This window comes from Streptomyces sp. CA-288835 (assembly GCF_050936385.1).
Classification (GTDB): domain Bacteria; phylum Actinomycetota; class Actinomycetes; order Streptomycetales; family Streptomycetaceae; genus Streptomyces.
Genome location: NZ_JBNJMW010000001.1, coordinates 6,975,469 through 7,000,212, shown reverse-complemented (window position 1 = coordinate 7,000,212; position 24,744 = coordinate 6,975,469). Strand labels below are relative to the sequence as shown.

Sequence of the window (24,744 nt, the reverse complement as noted above, 5' to 3'; positions counted from 1 at the left end):
TCGACTACAGGCCCTCGCCGCGGCAGCTAAGGAGAAGCAGCCCGAAACGCATGATGTTCGGCATGCTAGCGGAGCTTGGCTCCGAGCGAGGGTTCGTATCAGTATGCGGGACCAGGGGGACGCACTACACAAAAGGTGCACAAGGTCACAAGGGCCCACTACAACGCGCCCCTTAGGGGCGCGGGGCTGTATCAATTTGCGGCTCCGCCGCGTGGGCGCGACCAGCCACGACGGGCCCGCAGCCATAACACAACGGGTAACCCCCACGGCGCCCATATCCCCACGTTTCACCAATCATGGTTGCGCCTAGTGACACCAAAAGCACTCAGTGCAAAGGTGCGGTCATGACCGCGACCCGTGGCTTTGAGCCCACCTTCTGCACCATCGTGCCGCCCCACGTCCTAGACACCCTCGCCCAGTCCGAGGATCCCGCCCTCGCGGGCCCGGCGCGCCGCACCCTGGAGCGCGACGCCCTCGAGCGCACCCACCGCCGCCTGACCACGGTCCTCGGCGCACCCACCGCCACCCCGCCCGCGGGCGCCACGGCGGACCAGCCGAACCGAACCATCTACGACGCCAAACACAAGCAGGACCTCCCCGGCAAAAAGGTGCGCGGCGAGGGCGACAAGCCCGGCAAGGACGCCACGGTCAACCGCGCGTACGCGGGTCTGGGCGCGACCTTCGACCTGTTCCTGAAGGCGTACGAGCGCAACTCGATCAACGGCGAGGGCCTGCCGCTGAGCGCGACCGTGCACTTCGGCGAGGACTACAACAACGCGTTCTGGAACGGCGAGCAGATGGTCTTCGGCGACGGTGACGGCGAGATCTTCCTGGACTTCACGATCCCCGTCGACGTCATCGGCCATGAACTCGCCCACGGCGTCACGCAGTACACCGCGAACCTCACCTACTTCGGCCAGCCGGGCGCCCTGAACGAGTCGATGTCGGACGTGTTCGGCGCGCTGATCAAGCAGTACACGCTCGGCCAGACCGCCGCCGAGGCCGACTGGCTGATCGGCGCGGGCCTGCTTGCGCCGCGCGTCACCGGCAAGGCGCTGCGCTCGATGAAGGAGCCGGGCAGCGCGTACGACGACGACGTCCTCGGCAAGGACCCGCAGCCGGCGACGATGGACGACTACGTCCAGACGGGCCGCGACAACGGCGGCGTCCACATCAACTCCGGCATCCCCAACCGCGCCTTCTACCTCGCCGCGACCGCCCTCGGCGGCAACGCCTGGGAGCGTGCGGGTCAGATCTGGTACGACGTGCTGACCGGCGGCGAGCTGGACTCCGAGGCGAACTTCACCGACTTCGCGAACCTGACCATCGCGCAGGCCCGCACCGCGTACGGCGAGGGCGAGGAACTCCAGGCCGTCACGAAGGCGTGGGAGCAGGTCGGGGTGCCCACGGCCTGAGCGCGAGGTGTGCGGCCGCGGCCCAGGAGTGGCCCGCCGGACGCTTTCGTACTAGACAGGAACCATGCGTATCCAGGTGAAGCGCACGGGCGGATTCGCGGGCATCGACCGTCACGCCTCGGTGGAGACGGCGGGACGGGCCGATGCCCAGGAGTGGCACGACCTGGCCAAACAGGCGGTCGCCGCAGCCCGCCAGACACCCCCGATCGGCGTCCCCGACGGCTTCAGCTACCAGATCACCGTCGACGAAAAGACGGTGTACTGCTCGGATCCGCGCTTGACGGAGGAGCAACGAAAGCTGATCTCAAGGGTGCTGAAAGAGGGGACGTAACGGCCAGTTCTCACTGGACTGTTGACTTCCGTTACCGCCGGTAAGGATGATCCGTGCATGGCGACTGACGCGCGCGGCGGAACGAACCCCATTCCTCAGTTCCCGGCCGACTTCCTCTGGGGCGTATCCACCTCGGCCCACCAGATCGAAGGCGCCGCGGACCAGCGCGAGCCCTCCGTCTGGGACGCCTTCACCGCCGAACCAGGCCGGGTGAAGGACAACACCACCGCGACCGTGGCCTGCGACCACTACCACCGCTACCCCGAAGACGTGGCCCTCCTGCGCGACCTCGGCGTGGGAGCGTACCGCTTCTCCATCTCCTGGCCCCGCGTCCAGTCCTCCGGCGGCCTCGACTTCTACGACCGCCTGGTGGACGAGCTGTCGGCAGCGGGCGTACGCCCCGTTCCGACCCTCTTCCACTGGGACCTACCGCTCTCTGTGGAAACGGAGGGCGGCTGGCTACGCCGCGAGACCGCCGAGCGTTTCGCCGAGTACGCGGCTCTCGTCGCCGAACGCCTCGGCGACCGGGTCAGCAAGTGGATCACCCTCAACGAGCCCGCCGAACACACCCTGTTGGGTCACGCCCTCGGCACCCACGCCCCCGGCAAGCAGCTGATGTTCGACGCCCTCCCCGTCGCCCACCATCAGCTGCTGGCCCACGGTCTGGCCGTACGAGCCCTGCGCGCGGCCGGAGTCACGGACATCGGGATCGCCAACTCGCACGGCCCGACCTGGCCGGCGACCGACGAGGAAGCCGACGTCGAAGCGGCCGGCTTCTACGACGTGCTGCTGAACCGGCTGTTCGCGGACCCGATCCTCCTGGGCCAATACCCGGAAGGACTGGGCGAGTTGATGCCCGGGGACGTCGAAGCCGACCTGAAGGTGATCGCCGAACCGCTCGACTGGTACGGGATCAACTACTACGCACCGACCAGCGTGGGCGCACCCCAGGGCGCCGACATCGAGTTCGGCGGCTTCACGCTTCCGGCCGAACTCCCCTTCTCCGTAAGGGAGATCGAGGGCCACCCCGTCACCGACTTCGGCTGGCCCGTGATCCCGGAAGCACTCACCGAGCTGCTGACGAGCTTCCGCGACCGCTACGGCGACCGCCTCCCGCCGATCGTCATCACCGAGAACGGCTGCTCGTACGAAGGCATCGACGACCAGAAGCGGATCGCGTTCCTGGACGGCCATCTCCGGGCGCTGCACCGGGCGTTGGAGGCGGGCGTCGACGTACGCGGGTACTTCGTGTGGTCGCTGCTGGACAACTTCGAGTGGGCGGAGGGCTACGCCAGGCGCTTCGGCCTGGTCCACGTCGACTACGAGACGCTGAAGCGGACACCGAAGGCGTCGTACGGCTGGCTGCGGGACGTACTGCGCGCCCAACACCCCTGAGACGGAGCCGGTTTTCGGGCAACCGTCAGCCGCCTTCGGCCACTTCCTCCAACCATTAGAAGAATCACTTCCGCATCTCTTGCCAACAGGCGCCACTCAGGCCTCAATAGACCTCGACTCTCTCTTTTGACGGACCGTCAGGTCTGACCCGCGCGGCACTTTCGCGCCCCCACCCGTGGGCGGTCCGTCAACCGTTCCCACATGGCAACTCCCCACCAAGGAAAGGGAATTCATGAGACGCAAGCGGATCGGAATCGGAGCGGCCGTCGCGGCCGGCACCCTCGCAATGACCGGCTTCGTCCTGGCCCCCAGCGCCGCCGCGGTGGTCCCGCAGTCGGCGACCATCAACGCGGAATGCAGCCTCCTCGGCGGCGGCGAGGCCACCCTCACCGCCACGCAGGACGGCACCTCCGCCACCATCACGGTCAGCTCCACCGCCATCACCTCGCCGATCGCCCTCGGCGAGGACTCCATCCAGGCCTCGCTCACCATGGTGAAGGCGAGCGGCGGCACCACCACGTTCTCCGGCACCGAGAACCCCGCGATAGCCGCCGGTGAGGGGGTCACCGTCGGGCCCCTGACCGGCACGGTCGCCGCCGGGGACAGCCTTGAGACGTTCGGCGGCTCCCTGAACCTGACGGTCATCGGGATCAACATCACGTGCACCGCCCAGGCACCGCAGTCGCCGGGCCCGTTCGTGTTCGAGTAGGCCCGCAGCAAGCTCCGTACGGAATGATCCGCATGCAATGATCCGTACGTAACGATCGGTGCCGTCGGCGCGCAGACGGCACCGATCAGCCGGCGCGACGGCTCAGAGCGCGTCCGGGCCGCGCTCCCCCGTCCGTACCCGCACCACCGTCTCCACCGGCAGCGCCCACACCTTGCCGTCGCCGATCTTCCCCGTCCGCGCCGCCTGGACGATCGCGTCGGTGACGGCATCGGCGTCCGCGTCGTCGACGACGACCTCGATACGGACCTTGGGGACCAGGTCGACCTGGTACTCCGCCCCGCGGTACACCTCGGTGTGCCCGCGCTGCCGCCCGTAACCGCTGGCCTCCGTGACGGTCAGGCCGTGGACGCCCGCCTCCTGGAGCGCGTTCTTGACCTCGTCGAGGCGGTACGGCTTGATGATCGCGATGATGAGCTTCATGAACCCGTGATCGTAAGGGGGCGCGGCGTGCACCGTAAGGCCCGTACGTGAAGGTGCGGACGTACGGACGTGAACACGTGCGGCGGGACTCCGATGATCAGGGACAATGGGCGCCATGAGCGTTCGTACCCAGTCATCCGAGCCGCCGGAGTCTTCCGGGGCCATCCATCGCGCGGGCTTCGCCTGCTTCGTGGGCCGCCCGAACGCGGGCAAGTCCACCCTCACGAACGCTCTGGTCGGCCAGAAGGTGGCGATCACCGCGAACCAGCCGCAGACCACGCGGCACACGGTACGGGGCATCGTGCACCGGCCCGACGCGCAGCTGATCCTGGTGGACACCCCCGGTCTGCACAAGCCGCGCACGCTGCTCGGCGAGCGGCTCAACGATGTCGTACGGACCACCTGGGCCGAGGTCGACGTGATCGGTTTCTGTCTGCCGGCGAACGAGAAGCTGGGGCCGGGCGACCGTTTCATCGCCAAGGAACTGGCGTCCATCAAGAAGACGCCGAAGATCGCGATCGTGACGAAGACCGACTTGGTGGAGGGCAAGGCGCTCGCCGAGCAGCTCATCGCCATCGACCAGCTCGGCAAGGAGCTCGGCTTCGAGTGGGCGGAGATCGTGCCGGTGTCGGCGGTCTCCGGCAAGCAGGTTGACCTGCTTGCCGACCTCCTCGTCCCGCTCCTCCCGGAGGGCCCGGCCCTCTACCCCGAGGGCGACCTCACGGACGAGCCCGAGCAGGTGATGGTGGCCGAGCTGATCCGCGAGGCCGCCCTGGAGGGCGTACGCGACGAGCTCCCCCACTCCATCGCGGTCGTGGTGGAGGAGATGCTGCCGCGCGAGGACCGCCCCGCCGACCGCCCCCTCCTCGACATCCACGCCTTCGTCTACATCGAGCGCCCCAGCCAGAAGGGCATCATCATCGGCCCGAAGGGCAAACGCCTGAAGGAAGTCGGCATCAAGTCCCGCAAGCAGATCGAGGCGCTGCTGGGCACGCCGGTCTTCCTGGACCTTCATGTGAAGGTCGCGAAGGACTGGCAGCGGGATCCGAGGCAGCTGCGGAAGCTGGGGTTCTGAGGGCGCGGCTCCGAACTCCCTCGTTCCTCCGTCCCATACCCCTCCGGTAACGGCCACTGAAAACGCCTACGGCGTTGTCAGTGCTCCGACGTACCCTGGGCAGTGCAAAGGCAGTCATCTGGCTGCGGACCCTGTCGAGGAGGACGAGCAAGGCCTACGAGCCGGCCCATGACTGAGACACCCACAGCGCAAGGCCCTGTTCAGGGAAACGCGAAAGCGCAGTTCACCGTTCCGCCCAAGCACCCCATGGTGACCGTGCTGGGCTCAGGAGACGCCCTCCTGCGTGTGATCGAAAAGGCCTTCCCGGCGGCCGACATCCACGTCCGGGGCAACGAGATCAGCGCGGTCGGCGACGCCCGCGAGGTGGCCCTCGTCCAGCGCCTGTTCGACGAGATGATGCTGGTGCTCCGCACCGGACAGCCGATGACGGAGGACGCGGTGGAACGCTCGATCGCCATGCTGAGGGCCAGTGAGGACGGGAACGGCCCGGAGGAGACTCCGGCCGAGGTGCTCACCCAGAACATCCTGTCCTCCCGAGGCCGCACGATCCGCCCCAAGACCCTCAACCAGAAGCGGTACGTCGACGCCATCGACAAGCACACCGTCGTCTTCGGCATCGGCCCCGCGGGCACCGGCAAGACCTACCTCGCCATGGCCAAGGCGGTCCAGGCCCTCCAGTCCAAGCAGGTCAACCGCATCATCCTGACCCGCCCGGCGGTAGAGGCGGGCGAGCGGCTCGGCTTCCTGCCCGGCACGCTGTACGAGAAGATCGACCCGTACCTGCGCCCGCTGTACGACGCCCTGCACGACATGCTCGACCCGGACTCGATTCCGCGGCTGATGGCGGCGGGGACGATAGAGGTCGCGCCGCTCGCATACATGCGTGGTCGCACCTTGAATGACGCCTTCATCATCCTGGACGAGGCTCAGAACACGAGCGCCGAGCAGATGAAGATGTTCCTCACCCGGCTCGGGTTCGACTCGAAGATCGTGATCACCGGTGATGTCACGCAGGTCGACCTCCCGGCGGGCACCAAGTCCGGTCTGCGTCAGGTCCAGGACATCCTGGAGGGACTCGACGACGTCCACTTCTCGCGGCTGTCGTCGCAGGATGTCGTACGGCACAAGCTGGTCGGCCGTATCGTCGACGCGTACGAGAAGTACGACAGCGAGAACGGCACGCAGAACGGCTCCCACAAGGGCCGTGACAAACGGAAGTAGACCAAGCCCGATCATGTCGATCGACGTCAACAACGAGTCCGGAACCGAGGTCGACGAGCAGGCGATCCTCGACATCGCCCGTTACGCGCTCGCGCGGATGCGTATCCACCCGCTCTCCGAGCTCTCGGTGATCGTCGTGGACGCCGATGCCATGGAGCAGCTCCACATTCAGTGGATGGAGCTGCCGGGACCGACGGATGTGATGTCGTTCCCGATGGACGAGTTGCGTCCGCCGTCGAAGGGCGACGACGAGCCGCCGCAGGGGCTGCTCGGTGACATCGTGCTCTGCCCCGAGGTCGCCGAGCGGCAGGGCAAGGAGGCGGCGACGCAGCATTCCATGGACGAGGAGCTTCAGCTGCTCACGGTGCATGGGGTGCTGCATCTGCTCGGTTACGACCATGAGCAGCCGAACGAGAAGACCGAGATGTTCGGTCTGCAGGCCGCCATCGTGGACGGCTGGCGTGCGGAGAAGGGCCTGACCGGTCCCTCCCCGGCCCCGACCGTGTCATGAATCCTCAGATCGTTCTCGGCGCGATAGCGCTGGTCATCGTGGCCTGGCTCGCCGCCTGCGCGGAGGCGGGCCTGGCGCGCGTCTCCAGTTTCCGCGCGGAGGAGGCCGTACGGTCCGGTCGCCGCGGCAGCGCCAAGCTGGCCCAGGTCGCCGCGGACCCGACCCGCTATCTGAACGTCGCGCTGCTCGTGCGCGTCGCCTGCGAGATGGCGTCCGCCGCGCTCGTCACGTACGCCTGCCTGCAGGCGTTCGACGAGACGTGGGAGGCGCTGTCGATCGCGATCGGCGTGATGGTCCTCGTCTCGTATGTCGCGGTGGGTGTCTCGCCGCGCACGATCGGCCGCCAGCATCCGCTGAACACGGCGACGGCGGCGGCGTATGTCCTGCTGCCCCTCGCCCGCATCATGGGGCCGATCCCGCCGCTGCTGATCCTCATCGGCAACGCGCTGACTCCCGGCAAGGGCTTCCGCCGCGGCCCGTTCGCCTCCGAGGCCGAGCTGCGAGCCCTGGTGGACCTCGCCGAGAAGGAGTCGCTGATCGAGGACGAGGAGCGCCGGATGGTGCACTCGGTCTTCGAGTTGGGCGACACCCTCGTACGCGAGGTGATGGTGCCCCGTACGGACCTGATCGTCATCGAGCGCTACAAGACGATCCGGCAAGCGCTGACCCTCGCCCTGCGGTCGGGTTTCTCGCGGATCCCCGTCACAGGGGAGAGCGATGACGACATCGTGGGGATCGTGTATCTGAAGGACCTGGCCCGTAAGACGCACATCAACCGGGATGCGGAGAGCGAGCTGGTGTCGACGGCGATGCGGCCCGCGGCCTTCGTGCCCGACACCAAGAACGCGGGCGATCTGCTGCGCGAGATGCAGCAGCACCGCAATCACGTCGCGGTCGTCATCGACGAGTACGGCGGCACGGCCGGCATCGTCACCATCGAGGACATCCTGGAGGAGATCGTCGGCGAGATCACGGACGAGTACGACCGTGAACTGCCGCCGGTCGAGGACCTGGGCGACGACCGTTACCGCGTGACGGCCCGCCTGGACATCGGGGACCTCGGTGAGTTGTACGGCTTCGAGGCGTACGACGACGAGGATGTCGAGACGGTGGGCGGGCTGCTGGCCAAGGCACTGGGGCGGGTGCCGATCGCGGGTGCTTCGTCGGTGGTGGCGCTGCCGGACGAGCGCGAGCTGCGGCTCACAGCGGAGACCGCGGCGGGCCGGCGGAACAAGATCGTGACGGTGCTGGTGGAGCCGATGGGTCCGGCGGATCCGCCGGAGGAGGAGAAGAAGCCGGAGTGACTCCTCAGGAACTGCGCGCGTTCTGCCTGTCGTTCAACGCGGCGGTGGAGGACTTCCCGTTCAGCCCGGAGATTTCCGTCTTCAAGGTGCTGGGCAAGCTGTTCGCGCTGACGCACCTGGACTCCCGCCCTCTCACCGTGAACCTCAAGTGCGACCCGGAGGACGCGGTTCGGCTGCGGGACGAGTACCCCGGGCTGATCATCCCCGGCTGGCATATGAACAAGCGGCACTGGAACACCGTCACGGTGGACGGGAAGCTGCCGGACCGGCTCGTACGGGAGCTGATCGAGGACTCGTACGACCTGGTGGTGGCCGGTCTGCCGCGCGCCGAGCGGCTGCGGCTGGACCGGCCCTGAAGATCTCCTGAAGACCTCGCCTGGATGACCACTCGTGTTGCGGGCACTCGGACGGCGCAGTAAGGCGCTGTTACGGGAGGCGCCGTCACGAGAGGTGGAGCCGTGCGATGGGTCTGGGACTGCTGTTGACGACGTCTCCTTCGGCCGGCGGTTTTGCGCTGGCGGGGCCGCGGCTGCTCGCGCGGGCGGTCGCGCCCGCGGTGGGCGTGGCCGCGGCGGCGGTGGCGGGGACGGCGCGGGCCGGGGTGCGGAGCGTGGACTCCGCGGTGCGGGTCGGGCGGGTCGCCCGTAACGCACTGCCCGGTGGTTCGCCGCATTGGCGGTCCGGTACGCGGGCGCATCTCGCGTTGCGGCCGTCCGCGCCGGAAGGGCCGGAAGGGCCGGAAGGGCCGGAACGGGTGCGGCGGGAGGACGGGACGGAGCACCGGGCGCGGCGGGTGGCCGCCGCGCTGGCGGAGCACCCGGATGTGGCGTTCGCGTACTGGGACGGCGGGCTGGCTCGGTTGGTGGTGACGGCCACCGAGGACGCGCTCACCGATCGGGTGGTGGAGAAGGCGACCGCTCTCGCGGCCCGGCACGGACTCACGCCGTCGGACGAGCCGGTGGAGGAGTTCGCGCATCCGGGCGACCCGGCCGGAGTACGGGCCGCAGCGGCGGCGATCGCCATCGACGCCGTGGGTACCGGAGCCGCGCTGGTCGCGAGCGCCCTGCGCCTGCCGCCCTCACCGCGGCTGGTGACCGCGGTGGTGACGCTGTTGCGCGAGAACCCGCGCTTCCGTGGCCTGCTGCGCGCCCGGCTCGGCCGCTCGCGGATGGACCTGGTGCTCGCCGCGGCGAACGCGGCCGCGCACGGCGCGGGCCAGTCGCCGACGTCGCTGTTGCTCGACGGGGTGCTGCGCGCCTGCCAGTTGGCGGAGACCGTGGCGCGTCTGGCCGCCTTCGACTCGGTGCACGACCAGGTGTGCGCGCCGGAGCGGATCAGTGCGGCGGCGGACCACTTCCCGCGCCCGCCGTTGCGGACTTCGCCGGCTCAGGAGTACGCCGCCCATGCCTCCGCCGGCAGTGTGGCGGGCGCCGCGGCGACACTGCTGGTCAAGCACGACGGTGCGGAGGCGGCGGAAGCGGTCCTCGCGGGCTCGCCCAAGGCCGCCCGCTACGGGCCCGCCGCCTTCCACGCCGTGCTGAGCGGCGCGCTGTCGCGCACGGGTGTGCTGGTGCGCGATCCGGAGCGGCTGCGGCAACTGGAGATGGCTGACACGGTGGTCCTGCATCCGAGCGCGCTGCGCAGGCCGGGCGCGGGGCCGGATCCATGGGTCGAGACCGTACTGGACGCAGCCCGGCGCGCCGGGCTGCGGGTCGTGGTGGTGGACGATCCCGAGGATCCCTCGCTGAGCGAGTTCACCGTCCTCGCAGACCAAGTCGTGGGCGGTGACCGGCCGTTGAGCGAGGTGGTGCAGGGGCTGCGCGACGGGCACGAGGACGGGGAGGGCACCGTCGTCACGGTCGCCCGGCTGCTGTCGGCCGACGACAGCGACGTACTGTCCGGGCTGCTCGCCGGTGACGTGGCCGTCGCCCTCGCGGACCAGGAGGGCGCGGTCGTGTGGGGAGCGGACGTCGTGGCCCTGCATGGGCTGGCCGACGCGTGGCGGCTGCTGACCGCCGTGCGGGCCGCCCGCGTCACCGGGCACAGGTCGCAGACGCTGGCCCGGTCCGGCGCGGCGCTGTCGGGTCTGCTGGTGGCGGTCGGCGAGTCGGGGCGGGGACGCCGTACGCCGTTGCTGCCCGGACTGCGGCATGCACCGGTCGACGCCGCCGCGGCGGTGGCCCTGCTGTCCGGGGCGCGAGCCGCCCTCGGCGTTGCGGCGACCCGGGCCCCGCACCCGCGTCCGCGGGTGGCCTGGCATGCGCTGGAACCGGCGGACGTCCTCTCCCGGCTGGAGCATGAGCCGGACGCCGAGGCGAGTGCCGCCGAGCAGGCGACCCACCAGGTGCGTGAGGCGGTCGCTGCCGTCGGCCGTCATCCCGTAATGGCCCCGGCGCGGTGGTCACTACGGCTCGCCCGGGCCGTACGCGGCGAGCTGGACGATCCGCTCACCCCGGTGCTGGCGGTCGGCTCGGCCGCCTCGGCGATCCTCGGCTCCGTCGTGGACGCCCTGCTCGTCGTGGGCGCGCTCGACCTGAACGCGCTGGTCGGAGGCGTACAGCGGCTGCGGGCCGAGCGGGCACTGTCCGGGCTGCTCGCGGGGCAGAAGCAGAAGGCGCGGGTGACGGACCGGGCGGTGGGCGGCCTCTACGACGACACGTCCGCTGAAGCACGCGGCGCGGCGACCGAGGCACGCAGCACAGCGGCCGAAGCACGCGGCAAGGCCGCCGAAGTACCCGTCACGTCCGCCGAAGCGCAGGACACGTTCGGCGAGACGCATATCGTCGATGCCGCTCAGCTCGCTCCCGGCGATGTGATCGAGCTCGAGGCGGACGATGTCGTACCCGCTGACGCCCGGCTCCTGTGGGAGGACGGCCTGGAGGTGGACGAGTCCGCGCTGACCGGCGAGTCGCTGCCGGCGGACAAGCGGACCGACGCGACTCCGCAAGCTCCTGTGCCCGAACGCTGCTGCATGGTGTTCGAGGGCACGACCGTGGTGGCCGGGCATGCCCGGGCCGTCGTGGTGGACACCGGCGACCGCACCGAGGCCGCCCGGGCCGTCTCCCTCGCCGCCCGGACCCCGCCGGCCGGCGGCGTACAGGCCAGGCTGCAGGAACTCACCCGCAAGGCGCTGCCGTTGACGCTGGCGGGCGGCGCCGCCGTGACGGGCCTGTCGCTGCTGCGCGGCACGCCGATACGCCAGGCCGTGAGCGGCGGTGTGGCCGTGGCCGTGGCCGCCGTCCCCGAAGGACTGCCGCTGGTGGCCACAGTGGCTCAACTCGCCGCCGCCCGACGGCTGAGCCGCCGCGGCGTCCTCGTCCGCACCCCGCGCACGCTGGAGGCGCTGGGCCGCATGGACACGATCTGCTTCGACAAGACCGGCACCCTCACCGAGAACCGGCTACGGCTGGTGCGGGTGACGGACGCCGACGGCACGGCCCACACCCCGGACGAGGCGAAGTCCGGGCGTACGCTGCGCGACGCCGCGCGCGCCTGCCCCCGCCTGAACGGCGACTCGACCCGCCCGGCGCACGCCACCGACGAGGCCGTCCTGGACGCGGCCGGTCCCGACCCGGACTGGACGCAGACCGAGGGCCGCCCGTTCGAGGCCGCCCGCGGCTACGCCGCCTCAGTCGGCCGGACCGCGGACGGCACACCGCTGCTCGTGGTCAAGGGCGCCCCGGAAACCGTCCTGCCCGCCTGCCGCGACCTCCCCGGCCACGCGTCCGACGCGGCGCAGTCCCTGGCCCGCGACGGACTGCGGGTGCTGGCGGTGGCCGGGCGCCCGCTGGCGGAGGGCGAGGAGGCGACGGACGTACTCGAAGAGCCCCTGAACGAGCTGGAGTTCACCGGCCTGCTCGCGCTGGCGGACGTGGCGCGAGACACGTCCACCGCGCTCGTGCACGGTCTGCGGCAGGCGGGCGTACGACCCGTCATGCTGACCGGCGACCACCCGCAGACCGCCCGGGCGATCGCCGCCGACCTGGGCTGGCCGGACGACACCACCGTGGTCACGGGCGACGAACTGGCCGCCGCGGACCGGTCGGCACGGTCCCGGATGCTGCGCGACGCGAGCGTGGTGGCCCGCGTCGCGCCCGAACAGAAGCTCCAGGTCGTGGAGGCGTTGCGGGACGCGGGCCGGGTGGTCGGGATGGTCGGCGACGGCGCCAACGACGCCGCGGCCATCCGCGCCGCCGACGTCGGCGTGGGCATCAGCGCCCGCGGCTCGGCGGCCGCACGCAACGCGGCCGACATCGTCCTCACCGACGACGACCTCACCGTCCTCATCGAGGCGGTCACCGAAGGCCGCGCGCTGTGGCACGGCGTCGCCGACGCCATCGCGATCCTGATCGGCGGCAACGCGGGGGAGGTCGGCTTCGGCATCCTCGGCTCCGTGCTCTCGGGCTCGGCTCCGCTCTCCACCCGCCAGATGCTGCTGGTGAACCTGTTCACGGACCTGTTCCCGGCGATGGCGGTGGCGGTGACCCCGAAGGGGGAGGCCACGGGAGCGGGGGACGGCGGCACGGAGTCGCATGAGGCGGCAGGCACGACAGCGGGGGAGGCAGCGGAGGCGGCAGGCGTGGCCGATCCGGGCACCGAGCCGCTCGGCACCTCGCTCCTCGGCGCGCCACTGATCCGCCAGATCCGCCACCGCGCCCTGACCACATGCCTGGGCGCGACCACGGCCTGGCTCATCGGCCGCTTCACCCCGGGTACGGCGCGCCGCTCCACGACCATGGCCCTGTGCGGCGTGGTCGGCACCCAGCTCGCCCAGACCCTCACCGACCGCCGCGACAGTCCGCTGGTCCGCATCACGTCCCTCGGCTCCGCCGTCGCCCTCGTGGCGCTGATCCAGACGCCGGGCCCCAGCCAGTTCTTCGGCTGCACCCCCCTGGGCCCGCTCGCCTGGGCCGGAGTCGCCGCAGCGATAGCCCTCGCGGTGCTGGGGCAACGGGCCGTGCCGCGGCTCGAAAAGGCGATCATCGAGCACGGGCCGTCCGGCGAGGCGTGGGCGACCTGGGCAAGGTCTCTCCCCGCCGTCGTCCAAGGCCAGGGACACCGCGTCGTCCAAGGCCAGGGACAGGGCCAGGGACACCGCGCCTGATGTGGCCGGGCTCGGGCTTCGTATGCTCAGGGCATGACCGACACGCTTGACCCCGAGGACCGCAAGATCGTCACCCTGGCCCGTTCCGCACGGGCTCGCAACGGTGTGCCCGAGGGGGCGGCCGTACGCGACGAAACCGGCCGTACGTACGTCGCGGGCACCGTCGCCCTGGACTCCCTGCGGCTCAGCGCCCTGCAGACCGCCGTGGCGATGGCCGTGGCGTCGGGCGCGAAGTCGCTGGAGGCGGCGGCGGTGGTGAGCGAGGCGGAGTCCTTGGCGGACGGCGACCTGGCGGCCGTGCGGGACCTTGGCGGGGCCTCAACGCCGGTGTTGCTGGCGGGAGTTGACGGGGTGGTGCGGGTGTCTGCGACGGCTGGGTGAGGGTGCTCCCCAATCCCGCGCACTTCCCAGAACCCAGTGGCTCCAGGAAGTGGCTGCGCCCAGACACCCCTCGGCCTACGCCGACGTCCGGAACCCGATCGTCGGTACCGCCCGCCGCAGTGGCCAGGGCCTGGCGTCCGCCGGGAGCAGTTCCTCCAGGAAGGCGTACCGTCTGAGCGCGGTCGGGTCCTGGTCGTCGTACGACTGGACGCGGCGCCACCAGGCGGCGATCTCGGTCCAGCCGGGGGCGGAGAGAGAGCCGCCGAACTCCTGGACGGAGAGGGCGGCCGTGAGGCCGGCGAAGGCTAGGCGGTCGGCCAGCGGCCAGCCGGCCAGGGTGCCGGTGACGAAGCCGGCCACGAAGACGTCGCCGGCGCCGGTGGGGTCGAGGGCCTCGACGGCGATGGCGGGAACGTCGGCGGTCTCTCCGGTGCGTCCGTCGACGGCGTACGCGCCTTCCGCGCCGAGGGTGACGACGGCGAGCGGTACGTGGTCGGTGAGGGCGCGGGCGGCTTCGCGGGGGCAGCGGGTGCGGGTGTAGCGCATGGCCTCCTCGGCGTTCGGGAGGAAGGCCTCGCAGTGCTCCAGGTCGGGGAGGGCGGCGAGGTCCCAGCGGCCGGTGTCGTCCCAGCCGACGTCGGCGAAGATCCTGGCTCCCTTGCGTGCGGCCTGCGCGATCCAGGGCGCGCGGGTGCCGGGCGTCAGGGAGGCGATGGCGGCACGCGCGCGTGGGGGGCAGTCGGGCGCGGGCTCCTCCGGGGGCGGTTCGTGGCCGTGGCTGACCATGGTCCGCTCACCCTCGTACGCCATGGAGACGGTGACCGGGGAGTGCCAGTGGGGCACCGTACGGGACGTGGACAGGTCGATGTGCTCGCCCTGTTCCAGAGCGTCCCAGCAATACTCCCCGTAGTGGTCGTCCCCGAAGGCAGCCGCCAGGGAGGTCTTCAGGCCGAGGCGGGCCAGCGCGGTCGCCATGTTGGCGACGCCTCCGGGACTCGAGCCCATGCCGCGCGCCCAGGACTCGGTGCCGCGTACGGGGGCGGAGTCGAGCCCGGTGAAGATGATGTCGAGGAAGACGGTGCCCGTGAGGTAGACGTCCCAGGGCGGGTCGCCGGGTGTGCGCAGCCCGGCGAGCGGATCGACGTGGGCGTGGCAGTGGTACGGGCCCTCTCCGTGGGGCGTGGTCACGGTGCGCTCCCCTGGGTGGTGCGATTTCCAGTCAGTGTGCACCACACCACTGACAGCCGCCCTGCGGGCCGAGCGCTCCGCTGGAAGGCCGGTTCGAAACTGCGGATCCGTCGTGGCTGATCGCGCAGTTCCTCGCGCCCCTTGCCGGGCGCGGAACCGCAGCGGACTGCCGGGTGCGCCCGGCGTGCCAGCTTTCGGAGGCGCACCTGCGCCCGTATCGCGCGCCCCTCCGCTCACCTACTCGAAGACGTACGCCTCCACCTCGGCGAGGTACCTCCGCCGCCGCTCCTCGTCGTGTTCCAGGAACGCCGCGAGGAACGAGTTCCGCGCCAGTTCCCGCAACCGCTCCTGCGAGAGCCCCAACGTCTCGTGCAGGGCGTCGAAGTTGTCGCCGACGTAGCCGCCGAAGTACGCGGGATCGTCGGAGTTGACGGTGCACAGCAGCCCGGCGTCGAGCATCGCGGGCAGCGGGTGCTCGGCCAGGGTGTCGACGGCCCGCAGTCGTACGTTCGACAGGGGGCAGACCGTCAGCGGCACCCGCTCCCGTACGAGCCGTTCGACCAGCGCCGGTTCCTTCATGCAGCTCAGCCCGTGGTCGATCCGTTCGGCGCCGAGCACGTCGAGGGCCTCGGTGATGTACGCGGGCGGCCCTTCCTCCCCCGCGTGGGCCACCCGTCGCAGCCCGAGGGCGCCGGCAGCCTCGTACACCTCGCGGAACTTCCCCGGCGGATGCCCGACCTCGGCGGAGTCGAGGCCGACGCCGGTGATCCGGTCGAGATACGGCCTGGCGGCGTCCAGGGTCTCCATCGCGGACTCGGCGGACTCGTCCCGCAGGAAGCACATGATCAACTGGCTGGAGACGCCGTGCACGGCCTCGCTCCGGCCGAGGGCCCGCCAGAGCCCCTCCACCACCGTCCCCATGTCGACGCCGCGCGCGAGGTGCGCCTGCGGATCGAAGAAGATCTCCGCGTGCCGCACTCCCTGCGCCGCGGCGCGCGCGAGATAGGCGTCGGCAAGCTCCTCGAAGTCCCGCTCGGTCCGGAGCCCGGCCATCAGCTCGTAGTAGAGATTCAGGAAGGACTGGAGGTCGCTGAACTGGTACGCCTTGCGGAGCTCCTCCGTATCGGCGTACGGCAGCTCGACGCCGTTGCGCGCCGCGAACGCGAGGGCCTGCTCGGGTTCGAGGGTGCCTTCGATGTGCACGTGGAGTTCGGCTTTGGGGAGAGGCATCAAGGCATCGTACGACCGGATCAGCGGCGTTTCGGAAGCGGTACCCGCAGCAGATCGTGGGCCACCGTCAGCTCCCCCTCGAACCCGGCGGCCCGCGCCTCCCGCTCGAATTCATCGGGTTCGGAGTACCGCTGGCTGAAGTGCGTCAGCACGAGATGCCGTACGCCCGCGTCCCGAGCCACGCCACCCGCCTGCCCAGCCGTCAAGTGGCCGTACTCAACGGCCAGTTCAATTTCGGCATCGAGGAAGGTCGACTCGATGACGAGCATGTCGGCCTTCTCCGCGAGCGCGTACACCCCCTCACACAGCCGGGTGTCCATGACGAACGCGAACCGCTGCCCCCGCCGCACCACGCTCACCTCCTCCAGCGCGACGTCGCCCAGTACTCCCTCCCGCTGGATCCGCCCGACGTCCGGCCCTTTGATCCCGTACGAGGCGAGCCGCTCGGGCAGCATCCGCCGCCCGTCGGGTTCGACGAGCCGGTAGCCGTACGACTCGACGGGGTGGGCGAGTTTGCGGGCCTCCAGGGTGTACGCCTTCGAGGCCGCGAGTACGCCGTCGGCGGCGACCGGTGCTTCGGTGAGCTGGACGGTCTCGCGGTAGGCGGTGGCGTACCGCAGCCGTTCGAAGAAGTGCCGCCCTGAGCGCGGATAGTGGGCGGTGATCTCGTGCGGCACCCGGTCGAGGTTGATGCGCTGGATCACTCCGGCGAGGCCGAGGGAGTGGTCGCCGTGGAAGTGGGTGACGCAGATCCGGTGCAGGTCATGGGCCGCGACCCCGGCACGCAGCATTTGCCGCTGCGTGCCCTCGCCGGGGTCGAAGAGCAGCCCCTCCCCGTCCCAGCGCAGCAGATAGCCGTTGTGGTTGCGGTGCCGGGTGGGGACCTGGCTGGCAGTGCCGAGGACCACCAATTCACGTACGGACACGGTGAGTTGTCCTGGCCTAGCCTGGCGGCCACTGCATGCCGCGGCCGCCCAGGACGTGCGCGTGCACGTGCCAGACGGTCTGGCCCGCACCGCTTCCGGTGTTGAAGACGAGGCGGTAACTCTCCTGCTTCTCGTCGGCCGCGACCTCCCCGGCCTCGCGCACCACGTCGGCGAGGGCCGCGGGGTCGCCGGCGGCGAGCGAGGCGGCGTCCCGGTAGTGGGCCTTCGGGATCACCAGAACGTGGGTGGGCGCCTGCGGGTTGATGTCCCGGAAGGCAACGGTCGTCTCGGTCTCCCGCACGACGGTCGCCGGCACCTTCCCTGCGACAATCTTGCAGAACAGACAGTCGTCTTGCGGTGCGCCGCCCTCTTGGCGCCCCTCTGGCTCCTGTGCCATGCGCGGCCTCCTCACGCTGGATGATCGTTACGTCGGCATCGTAGCGAGCGGTGGGGGCGGGCAGGAGTGTGTGGCCCGGCCGTAAGCATCTCGTTCGTGCTCGGCAGACAGGTGGGTCATCCCGTGCCCAGGCCCTGGGGCGCGGCCGGGGCCGGTTCGCGCACGGCCAGGTACACCGCGTGCACCGCGAGCACGTGCTCGATCTCGTCGATGATCGGCGCGAAGAACTGCTGTCGATGGTCCGCGTCCGTCATCGAAGTGACCGCGAAGTACATGCTGCCGAACGCGGCGAAGAGTGTGGCGTTCCGCAACATCGCTACGGGGATCACGGAGAAAAGTGCAGACATCTCCGGTTTTTCGCCGATCCACTGTTCCGCTGTCTCGGGCGTGACCACCAGCACGCCCAGGGCGAGGAAGAAGGTGAACAGTGCCAGGCCGACCACCGCCGCCTGCACGAGCTGGCGGCTGGCCAGCATCAGCAGCAGGTTGCGTTCCTGCCGTGGGGTCAGCGGCATCGCAGGCAGTTGACCGTCGGGCGCCAGCTGCTCGACCGGCACACCGGCCAAGGGAGTACCTCGGCACGCCGCCGCGAGCGTGGGCCGGCTGAGGTCCTGCTCGACCCGGCCGATCTCGTCGCGCAGTCGGGCGGCGGCGGCAAGCACGGTGATCGCGGCGAACAGCACGACGACGAGCCCGACCCGCCACCACGCCAGCCGGTTCATGGCCTGCCACAACTCGCCGGTGAAGAACAGGAAGAGCGTGACGAAGAGCAGCGCGGGCAGCGCCCGGCCCAGCAGGTGCACGCTGTTGCGCAGGTCGAAGACCGAGTGGCGGACCGCCCGACGTAGCAGCGTGCCGAGACCGTACGTGGTGGCCAGAAGTGTGGCGACGAAGGCGGCGGCGAAGAAGATCACGAAACCCAGCAGCCCGACCACGCTGCCGCCCGGCGGTGTGACGGCTCCGTCGACGGCGAGCTGCAACAGAGGTACTGCGACGGGCATCGTGGCGTACGCGGCGAGGATCGCGATGGCGGTCCTGCGTGAGAAACGGGGAAGCCGCTGGACGAAAACCGTACTTGTGCCCCACGCGGCCAGCGTCATCACGGCGACGCCACCGAGGAGGAGCCACCCGTGCGAGCCCGCGGATCTGAGCGGGACGAGCCAGGCCAGGCTGGCCAGCGCCACGAAGGCCAGCGACGGCAGCATGCGAGGGAGCGCGTGATCGACGAAGCCGTACCCCTCGATCATCGTGGGTGCACCTCGCCGGACAAGCCAACGTTCGGTTCGGCGTATCACCGCCTGCGACACCGTGAACGGCATGATTGATCGGCCCTTTGATCACTATGGACGAACGATCCGAACATCAACTCGAGCGCACCTTATGCCAAGACTCGTCACCCACTGGGAGAGGCAGCGTTCCGGTGCTCTCGACGTCCCTTGATGTGGTTGCTCACCCACCTGACCACCGATGACCAGATCGGTCCGCTCCTGGACCCGATGCGGCCTGTCGCCGCTCCGGCGGCGCGACCGAGACTCGGGACATGACCCGAGCACTGATCGTCATCGATGTCCAGGAATCCTTCCGTGCCCGTCCGCTGTGGGCGACCATCTCCGAGCCGAAGATCGCCGACCAGGTGAACCGCCTGGTTCGGCTCGCCCGGCAGGCCGGGGACCTGGTGGTGTGGGTGCTGCACACCGCTCCCGGCTCCGGCGATGTCTTCGACCCGGCCCTCGGCCATGTCCGGCTGATGGAGGAGCTGGAGCGAGCGGACGGGGAGCCGCTGCTCCACAAGACCTCGCACAACGCCTTCACCACCACCAACCTGCAGCAACTCCTCACCGAGCGCGGCATCAGCGAACTCATCGTCTGCGGCATCCGCACCGAGCAGTGCGTGGAGACCACCACCCGCCTCGCCTCCGACCTCGGCTACCAGGTCACCTTCGTCACCGACGCGACCGCGACCAACCCCATCCCGCACCGCGACGCTCCCGCCGGCCAGAGCGTCGCCGAGCTGCTGGCCGACCCCCGCACGCTGTCTGCCGAAGAGATCATCCGGCGCACCGAGTACGCCCTCTCCGGACGCTTCGCCACCATCGCGACGGTCGAGCAGCTGGAGGCAGCGGCAGGACCTCAGGCATGATGACCGAATCGTGAGCCACGTCGTCTTCTTCCTGGTGCCCGGAGTCCACTTGCTGGACCTGGCCGGTCCCGCGCAGGTCTTCTCCACGGCCGCCAACTTCGGGCACCCCTACACGCTCACCTACGTCGCCGAGCAGCCCCAGGTCCCCACCGCCCAGGGGCTGCCGCTGGTGGCCGGGCTGGACTGGCCCGAACTCGGTCCCGAGGACCTGATCGTGGTGCCCGGCTGGCGGTGCGTCACCCTGGCCGACGCTCCCGCCATCGGGGCCGCCTCCCTCCAGGTCCTCCGGGACCACCACGCCAAGGGCGGGACCGTGGCCAGCGTCTGCGCCGGAGCCGACGCGCTCGGCCGGGCCGGCCTGCTCGACGGCCGCCGCTGCACCACCCACCACGACGTGCAGGACGAGCTGGCCCTGCGCCACCCCAAGGCATTGGTCGCCCGCGACGTCCTGTTCACCGCCGACGAACGGGTGATCACCTCGGCCGGCATCGCCAGCGGTATCGATCTCGCCCTGCACCTGGTCGCGACCCGGCACGGCCCGGCCGCCGCCGCCCAAGTGGCCCGGAACATGGTCGTCTACGCCCGCCGCAACGGCCACGAGCCGCAGTCCAGCGCAATGCTCCGCCACCGCTCCCACCTCGACGACACCGTCCACCGAGCCCAGGACCTCATCGACGCCCACTTCGACCAGCCACTCCCGCTAGCCACCCTGGCGTCGGCGGTAGGCGTCAGCGAACGCACCCTCACGCGCCTCTTCACCCGCGCCACCGGCCTCACTCCCCTCCGCTACCAACAAACCCTCCGCCTCGAACGCGCCCAACACCTCATCAGCCACGGCACGACGATCGACGCCGCCGCCCGCTCGGTCGGCTTCGAGGACGCACGCATGCTGCGGCGGCTGCGCGCCCGCACGGCCTGAGTAGGTACGGGTACAGCGTGGCCGCATGCGGTCTACCGCAGCCCCCGCCGTAGTGGCACTCTGCCGCCCATGGGGGCATTGAGGCGTATACGGCACGGTTTACAGGGGCGGTGGCGGAGCCCGGTCGTGGCCGGGTTCGTGGTGGTCGCCGTCGTCGGAGTGGCCGCGTGTGAGCCGGGGGACGGGTTGAGTACCGCGGCCGTGGCCGTCACCACCGATCAGGTCGGGACGCGGGAGCTTGAGCGGCAGGGTGTCGATGTGCGGTGGGTCAGCTGTACGGCCTCGTACGGGGAGAAGGCGACCGCCGGGAGTTCGCCGAGTGCGCGGAGTATGGCGATCGTCGACTGTGTCGGCGAGGACAAGGACGGGCGGGACATCACGATCAAGGGGAAGGTCACGCAGGAGGTCGATGGGAAGTGTGTACGGGGGGATCTGACCGCCAAGGTCGGCGGCAAGGAGTGGTTCCGGGCGGATGTGCTGGGGAACTGCGATGCGGCCGACCCCACCACCACCGCTCCGACCTCTACCGCTCCCGCTCCGACCACCACCGGCCCCACCTCGACGCCACCCGACGACGACCACGAGACCACCCCGCCGCATGACCAGCCCGGTCCCACCGTCACCGTCACCGTCACCGTGACCAAAACCGTCACCGTGCACCCCAGCCCCACCTGTTCCTGCCAACCGGCGAAGTGATCCAAAGCTCTGGCCGGAGGAAGGACCGCTGCATAGGGTGATCGGGTGACACAGACCGCATCCGCTGCATCCCATGCCTCCGCTGCGTCCTCGGAGTCCGCCCCGTCAGCCACGTCCTCAGCGTCCTCAGCGTCCTCAGCGTCCTCGGCGTCCGCGACGTATCTCCGGTATCCGCATCTCCACGGCGAGTTGATCACCTTCACCGCCGAGGACGACGTCTGGGTCGCGCCCCTCGACGGCGGTCGCGCCTGGCGGGTCAGCGCGGACAACGTCCCGGTGAACCATCCGCGCATCTCCCCGGACGGTACGACCCTCGCCTGGACGTCCACCCGCGACGGCGCCCCCGAGGTGCACATCGCCCCCATCGACGGCGGCCCCGCCAAACGCCTTACGCACTGGGGCAGTTGGCGAACCCAGGTACGCGGCTGGACCCCGGAAGGCCAGGTCCTCGCGCTCAGCACCTACGGTGAGGCCAGCCTGCGGCGCAGCTGGGCGCGGGCCGTACCGCTCGACGGCGGTCCCGCAACCACCCTCCCGTACGGGCCTGTTGGCGGCGTCGCCTACGGCCCCGGTAACGGCGTCGTCCTGCTGTCCGCGCCCATGGGCCGCGAGGCCGCCTGGTGGAAGCGATACCGGGGCGGCACGGCCGGCAAGCTGTGGATCGACAGCGAGGGCGGAGGCGAGTTCGTACGGCTGCATGCCGACCTGGACGGGAACATCGAGTATCCGTCGTGGGTCGGGGACCGGGTCGTCTTTCTCTCCGATCATGAGGGTGTGGGGGCGGTCTACTCCTCCCTCGCCGACGGGTCGGATCTGCGGCGGCACACGGCAGTTGACGGTTTTTACGCCCGGCATGCGGCGACCGACGGTACGCGCGTCGTGTACTCGTCCGCCGGTGAGCTGTGGATCCTCGACGACCTGGACGGGGCCGAGCCGCGGCGGCTCGACATCCGGCTCGGCGGGCAGCGCGTCGATCTGCAGCCGCATCCTGTGAACGCGTCCCGGTGGTTCGGGGCGGGGGCGCCCGACCACACCGGGCGCGGGAGTGCGATCGCCGTGCGCGGTGCCGTCCACTGGGTCACGCACCGTTCGGGGCCCGCCCGGGCGCTGGCCGCGGAGCAGGGCGTACGGGCCCGGCTGCCGCGTACGTTCCGCGTGGACGGCGAGGAGCATGTGGTGTGGGTGACGGACGCGGAGGGCGAGGACGCGCTGGAGTTCGCGCCCGCCACCGGAGCCGCACCCGGCGCGACCCCGCGCCGGCTCGCCGCCGGACAGCTCGGCCGGGTGGTCGGGCTCTCGGTGGCACCGGACGGCAGCCGCGCCGCCGTGGCCTCGCACGATGGACGCTTGCTGCTCGTCGAGCGGGAGACAGGAGAGGTACGGGAGGTCGACCGCAGCGAGGACGGCGACGTCTCCGGGCTGGTGTTCTCGCCCGACTCGGCCTGGCTCGCCTGGTCGCATCCCGGCCCGCGCCCGCTGCGCCAGCTCAAGCTCGCCAACACCGCCGACCTGTCGGTGACCGAGGCGACCCCGCTCCGTTTCCGCGACTACGCGCCCGCGTTCACGCTGGACGGCAAGCACCTGGCCTTCCTTTCGGCCCGCTCCTTCGACCCGGTCTACGACGAGCACGTCTTCGACCTGGCCTTCGTCGGCGGCTCGCGGCCACACCTGATCACGCTCGCCGCCACCACACCCTCCCCCTTCGGTCCGCAGCGGCACGGCCGTCCCTTCGACGCCCCCGACAAGGAGGAGACGCCGGACAGCGAGGGCGCCCCCACGACCCGTATCGACCTGGACGGACTCGCCGACCGCATCGTGCCGTTCCCGGTCGAGGCCGCCCGTTACTCGCAGCTGCGCGCCGCCAAGGACGGCGTGCTGTGGCTGCGCCACCCGGTGCGCGGCGTACTCGGCGCCTCCCGCGCCACCCCCGACGACCCGGACCCGAAGACGGACCTCGAGCGCTACGACCTCGTCCAGCAGCGCATCGAGCATCTCGCCTCGGACGCCGACCACTTCGCGGTCACCGGCGACGGCAAGCGGATCCTGCTGTGGACCGACAGCAAGCTCAAGGTCGTACCGAGCGACCGGCGCGCCTCGAACGACGACGAGAGCGACACCAACATCACCGTCGACCTCTCGCGGGTCCGCCAGAGCGTCGACCCGGCCGCCGAGTGGCGGCAGATGTACGACGAGGCCGGTCGCCTCATGCGCGACAACTTCTGGCGGCCGGACCTCGGCGGGGTCGACTGGGACGGCGTACTCGACCGCTACCGGCCGGTGCTCGACCGGGTCGCCACCCACGACGACCTGGTGGACCTGTTGTGGGAGGTGCAGGGGGAACTCGGCACCTCGCATGCGTACGTCACTCCGCGCGGCGGCTTCGGCGGCGGGGAGCGGCAGGGGCTGCTCGGCGCGGACATCTCCCGTCACGAGGACGGCAGTTGGCGTATCGACCGGATCCTGCCGTCGGAGACCTCCGACCCGGACGCACAGGCCCCGCTCGCCGCGCCCGGCGTCGCGGTACGCGCGGGCGACGCGATCGTCGCCGTCTCCGGGCAGCCGGTCGACCCGGTGACCGGGCCCGGACCACTGCTCGTCGGTACGGCCGGAAAGCCCGTCGAACTGACCATCTCGCCCTCGGGCGGCGGCGATCCACGCCACGCCGTGGTCGTCCCCATCTCCGACGAGGAGCCGCTGCGCTACCACGCGTGGGTCGCCGACCGGCGCGCGTACGTCCACGAGAAGTCGGAGGGACGGCTCGGCTACCTCCACGTGCCCGACATGGTCGGCTCCGGCTGGGCGCAGCTCCACCGCGACCTGCGCATCGAGGTCGCCAAGGAGGGCCTGGTCGTCGACCTCCGCGAGAACCGCGGCGGGCATACTTCCCAGCTCGTCGTCGAAAAGCTCGCCCGGCGCATCGTCGGCTGGGACCTGCCGCGCGGAATGCGCCCGTACAGCTATCCCGAGGACGCGCCGCGCGGCCCGGTCGTCGCCGTCGCCAACGAGTTCTCCGGCTCGGACGGCGACATCGTCAACGCGGCGATCAAGGCGCTCGGGATCGGGCCGGTGGTCGGTACCCGCACCTGGGGCGGCGTCGTAGGCATCGACAGCCGCTACCGCCTCGTCGACGGCACGCTCGTCACCCAGCCCAAGTACGCGTTCTGGCTGGAGGGTTACGAGTGGGGCGTGGAGAACCACGGTGTCGATCCGGACGTCGAGGTCGTCCAGGCGCCGCACGACTACGCGGCGGGTCGCGACACGCAACTGGACGAGGCGATCCGTATCGCGCTGGCGGCTCTCTCGGAGAATCCGGCGAAGACGGCTCCGGCTTTGCCCGGGGGTGAGTGACGGGAGTACCGGG

21 protein-coding genes are annotated in these 24,744 nt (G+C 70.7%); 15 read left to right on the top strand and 6 right to left on the bottom strand.

What is annotated here, in order from left to right; all coding sequences use genetic code 11:
- The first annotated feature begins 344 nt into the window (after positions 1 to 344).
- The 4 genes from ACQEVY_RS31690 to ACQEVY_RS31675 all read left to right on the top strand — a co-directional run bounded on the left by ACQEVY_RS31690 (position 345) and on the right by ACQEVY_RS31675 (position 3,850).
- Positions 345 to 1,415, top strand: a complete 1,071-nt coding sequence (locus ACQEVY_RS31690) for a M4 family metallopeptidase (protein ID WP_432952786.1) — start codon at positions 345 to 347, stop codon at positions 1,413 to 1,415.
- A gap of 64 nt (positions 1,416 to 1,479) precedes the next feature.
- Positions 1,480 to 1,746 (top strand): protealysin inhibitor emfourin, encoded by a 267-nt coding sequence (locus tag ACQEVY_RS31685; protein WP_432952785.1) that lies wholly within the window; start codon positions 1,480 to 1,482, stop codon positions 1,744 to 1,746.
- Positions 1,747 to 1,803: 57 nt separating this feature from the next.
- Complete coding sequence (locus ACQEVY_RS31680; RefSeq protein WP_432952784.1) at positions 1,804 to 3,141, top strand: GH1 family beta-glucosidase; 1,338 nt, start codon at positions 1,804 to 1,806, stop codon at positions 3,139 to 3,141.
- A gap of 232 nt (positions 3,142 to 3,373) precedes the next feature.
- Positions 3,374 to 3,850, top strand: coding sequence for a hypothetical protein (locus ACQEVY_RS31675; RefSeq protein WP_432952783.1), 477 nt, complete (start codon positions 3,374 to 3,376; stop codon positions 3,848 to 3,850).
- A gap of 102 nt (positions 3,851 to 3,952) precedes the next feature.
- On the opposite strand, the gene ACQEVY_RS31670 is transcribed toward ACQEVY_RS31675, so the two are convergent.
- A complete protein-coding gene (locus ACQEVY_RS31670; protein WP_165341890.1) occupies positions 3,953 to 4,291 on the bottom strand; it encodes a P-II family nitrogen regulator in 339 nt (112 codons plus the stop codon).
- A gap of 106 nt (positions 4,292 to 4,397) precedes the next feature.
- On the opposite strand from ACQEVY_RS31670, the gene era reads away from it, so the two are divergent.
- From era to ACQEVY_RS31635, 7 genes are all read left to right on the top strand, one after another.
- Positions 4,398 to 5,366, top strand: a complete 969-nt coding sequence (era, locus tag ACQEVY_RS31665; RefSeq protein WP_432952782.1) for a GTPase Era — start codon at positions 4,398 to 4,400, stop codon at positions 5,364 to 5,366.
- A 168-nt stretch (positions 5,367 to 5,534) separates the two neighbouring features.
- Positions 5,535 to 6,587, top strand: a complete 1,053-nt coding sequence (locus ACQEVY_RS31660) for a PhoH family protein (protein ID WP_432952781.1) — start codon at positions 5,535 to 5,537, stop codon at positions 6,585 to 6,587.
- Between the two features lie 13 nt (positions 6,588 to 6,600).
- Positions 6,601 to 7,098 (top strand): rRNA maturation RNase YbeY, encoded by a 498-nt coding sequence (gene ybeY, locus ACQEVY_RS31655; protein ID WP_432952780.1) that lies wholly within the window; start codon positions 6,601 to 6,603, stop codon positions 7,096 to 7,098.
- Positions 7,095 to 8,402: a hemolysin family protein gene (locus ACQEVY_RS31650; RefSeq protein ID WP_432952779.1), complete on the top strand. Its 1,308-nt coding sequence runs from the start codon at positions 7,095 to 7,097 to the stop codon at positions 8,400 to 8,402. Before ybeY ends, ACQEVY_RS31650 begins: the two co-directional genes overlap by 4 nt.
- The gene (locus ACQEVY_RS31645) at positions 8,399 to 8,758 is read left to right on the top strand and encodes an MmcQ/YjbR family DNA-binding protein (protein ID WP_432952778.1); all 360 of its coding nucleotides are present in this window, start codon (positions 8,399 to 8,401) and stop codon (positions 8,756 to 8,758) included. The genes ACQEVY_RS31650 and ACQEVY_RS31645 overlap by 4 nt, the downstream gene beginning before the upstream one ends.
- A 107-nt stretch (positions 8,759 to 8,865) precedes the next feature.
- A complete protein-coding gene (locus tag ACQEVY_RS31640) occupies positions 8,866 to 13,506 on the top strand; it encodes an HAD-IC family P-type ATPase (RefSeq protein ID WP_432952777.1) in 4,641 nt (1,546 codons plus the stop codon).
- 33 nt (positions 13,507 to 13,539) lie between these two features.
- On the top strand, positions 13,540 to 13,887 hold the full coding sequence (locus ACQEVY_RS31635) for a cytidine deaminase (protein WP_328771666.1): 348 nt from the start codon (positions 13,540 to 13,542) through the stop codon (positions 13,885 to 13,887).
- Between the two features lie 75 nt (positions 13,888 to 13,962).
- Here the strand turns inward: ACQEVY_RS31635 and ACQEVY_RS31630 are convergent, their stop codons facing one another.
- The 5 genes from ACQEVY_RS31630 to ACQEVY_RS31610 form a co-directional block, all read right to left on the bottom strand.
- Entirely contained in the window at positions 13,963 to 15,075 is a 1,113-nt protein-coding gene (locus ACQEVY_RS31630) for a carbohydrate kinase family protein (protein WP_432952776.1), read from the bottom strand.
- A gap of 237 nt (positions 15,076 to 15,312) precedes the next feature.
- Positions 15,313 to 16,305: an adenosine deaminase gene (locus ACQEVY_RS31625; protein WP_432952775.1), complete on the bottom strand. Its 993-nt coding sequence runs from the start codon at positions 16,303 to 16,305 to the stop codon at positions 15,313 to 15,315.
- A gap of 20 nt (positions 16,306 to 16,325) precedes the next feature.
- Positions 16,326 to 17,231 carry a ribonuclease Z gene (locus ACQEVY_RS31620; RefSeq protein ID WP_432952774.1) on the bottom strand — a complete coding sequence of 302 codons (906 nt, stop codon included), beginning with the start codon at positions 17,229 to 17,231 and terminating at the stop codon, positions 16,326 to 16,328.
- A 16-nt stretch (positions 17,232 to 17,247) separates the two neighbouring features.
- The gene (locus ACQEVY_RS31615) at positions 17,248 to 17,628 is read right to left on the bottom strand and encodes a histidine triad nucleotide-binding protein (protein WP_432952773.1); all 381 of its coding nucleotides are present in this window, start codon (positions 17,626 to 17,628) and stop codon (positions 17,248 to 17,250) included.
- A gap of 116 nt (positions 17,629 to 17,744) precedes the next feature.
- Positions 17,745 to 18,875: a hypothetical protein gene (locus ACQEVY_RS31610; RefSeq protein WP_432952772.1), complete on the bottom strand. Its 1,131-nt coding sequence runs from the start codon at positions 18,873 to 18,875 to the stop codon at positions 17,745 to 17,747.
- A gap of 293 nt (positions 18,876 to 19,168) precedes the next feature.
- On the opposite strand from ACQEVY_RS31610, the gene ACQEVY_RS31605 reads away from it, so the two are divergent.
- The 4 genes from ACQEVY_RS31605 (at position 19,169) to ACQEVY_RS31590 (ending at position 24,731) form a co-directional block, all read left to right on the top strand.
- Positions 19,169 to 19,768, top strand: coding sequence for a cysteine hydrolase family protein (locus ACQEVY_RS31605; protein ID WP_432952770.1), 600 nt, complete (start codon positions 19,169 to 19,171; stop codon positions 19,766 to 19,768).
- Between the two features lie 10 nt (positions 19,769 to 19,778).
- A complete protein-coding gene (locus ACQEVY_RS31600; protein WP_432952769.1) occupies positions 19,779 to 20,687 on the top strand; it encodes a GlxA family transcriptional regulator in 909 nt (302 codons plus the stop codon).
- A 69-nt stretch (positions 20,688 to 20,756) separates the two neighbouring features.
- Positions 20,757 to 21,383 carry a hypothetical protein gene (locus ACQEVY_RS31595; RefSeq protein WP_432952767.1) on the top strand — a complete coding sequence of 209 codons (627 nt, stop codon included), beginning with the start codon at positions 20,757 to 20,759 and terminating at the stop codon, positions 21,381 to 21,383.
- 189 nt (positions 21,384 to 21,572) lie between these two features.
- The gene (locus ACQEVY_RS31590; protein ID WP_432952766.1) at positions 21,573 to 24,731 is read left to right on the top strand and encodes a S41 family peptidase; all 3,159 of its coding nucleotides are present in this window, start codon (positions 21,573 to 21,575) and stop codon (positions 24,729 to 24,731) included.
- Positions 24,732 to 24,744 lie beyond the last annotated feature (13 nt).

Bases quoted from the DNA above. Each gene is read 5' to 3' on its own strand.
- ACQEVY_RS31690 (WP_432952786.1), top strand. From the start codon at position 345: ATGACCGCGACCCGTGGCTTTGAGCCCACCTTCTGCACCATCGTGCCG.
- ACQEVY_RS31685 (WP_432952785.1), top strand. From the start codon at position 1,480: ATGCGTATCCAGGTGAAGCGCACGGGCGGATTCGCGGGCATCGACCGT.
- ACQEVY_RS31680 (WP_432952784.1), top strand. From the start codon at position 1,804: ATGGCGACTGACGCGCGCGGCGGAACGAACCCCATTCCTCAGTTCCCG.
- ACQEVY_RS31675 (WP_432952783.1), top strand. From the start codon at position 3,374: ATGAGACGCAAGCGGATCGGAATCGGAGCGGCCGTCGCGGCCGGCACC.
- ACQEVY_RS31670 (WP_165341890.1), bottom strand. From the start codon at position 4,291: ATGAAGCTCATCATCGCGATCATCAAGCCGTACCGCCTCGACGAGGTC.
- era (WP_432952782.1), top strand. From the start codon at position 4,398: ATGGGCGCCATGAGCGTTCGTACCCAGTCATCCGAGCCGCCGGAGTCT.
- ACQEVY_RS31660 (WP_432952781.1), top strand. From the start codon at position 5,535: ATGACTGAGACACCCACAGCGCAAGGCCCTGTTCAGGGAAACGCGAAA.
- ybeY (WP_432952780.1), top strand. From the start codon at position 6,601: ATGTCGATCGACGTCAACAACGAGTCCGGAACCGAGGTCGACGAGCAG.
- ACQEVY_RS31650 (WP_432952779.1), top strand. From the start codon at position 7,095: ATGAATCCTCAGATCGTTCTCGGCGCGATAGCGCTGGTCATCGTGGCC.
- ACQEVY_RS31640 (WP_432952777.1), top strand. From the start codon at position 8,866: ATGGGTCTGGGACTGCTGTTGACGACGTCTCCTTCGGCCGGCGGTTTT.
- ACQEVY_RS31635 (WP_328771666.1), top strand. From the start codon at position 13,540: ATGACCGACACGCTTGACCCCGAGGACCGCAAGATCGTCACCCTGGCC.
- ACQEVY_RS31625 (WP_432952775.1), bottom strand. From the start codon at position 16,305: ATGCCTCTCCCCAAAGCCGAACTCCACGTGCACATCGAAGGCACCCTC.
- ACQEVY_RS31615 (WP_432952773.1), bottom strand. From the start codon at position 17,628: ATGGCACAGGAGCCAGAGGGGCGCCAAGAGGGCGGCGCACCGCAAGAC.
- ACQEVY_RS31610 (WP_432952772.1), bottom strand. From the start codon at position 18,875: ATGATCGAGGGGTACGGCTTCGTCGATCACGCGCTCCCTCGCATGCTG.
- ACQEVY_RS31605 (WP_432952770.1), top strand. From the start codon at position 19,169: ATGACCCGAGCACTGATCGTCATCGATGTCCAGGAATCCTTCCGTGCC.
- ACQEVY_RS31595 (WP_432952767.1), top strand. From the start codon at position 20,757: ATGGGGGCATTGAGGCGTATACGGCACGGTTTACAGGGGCGGTGGCGG.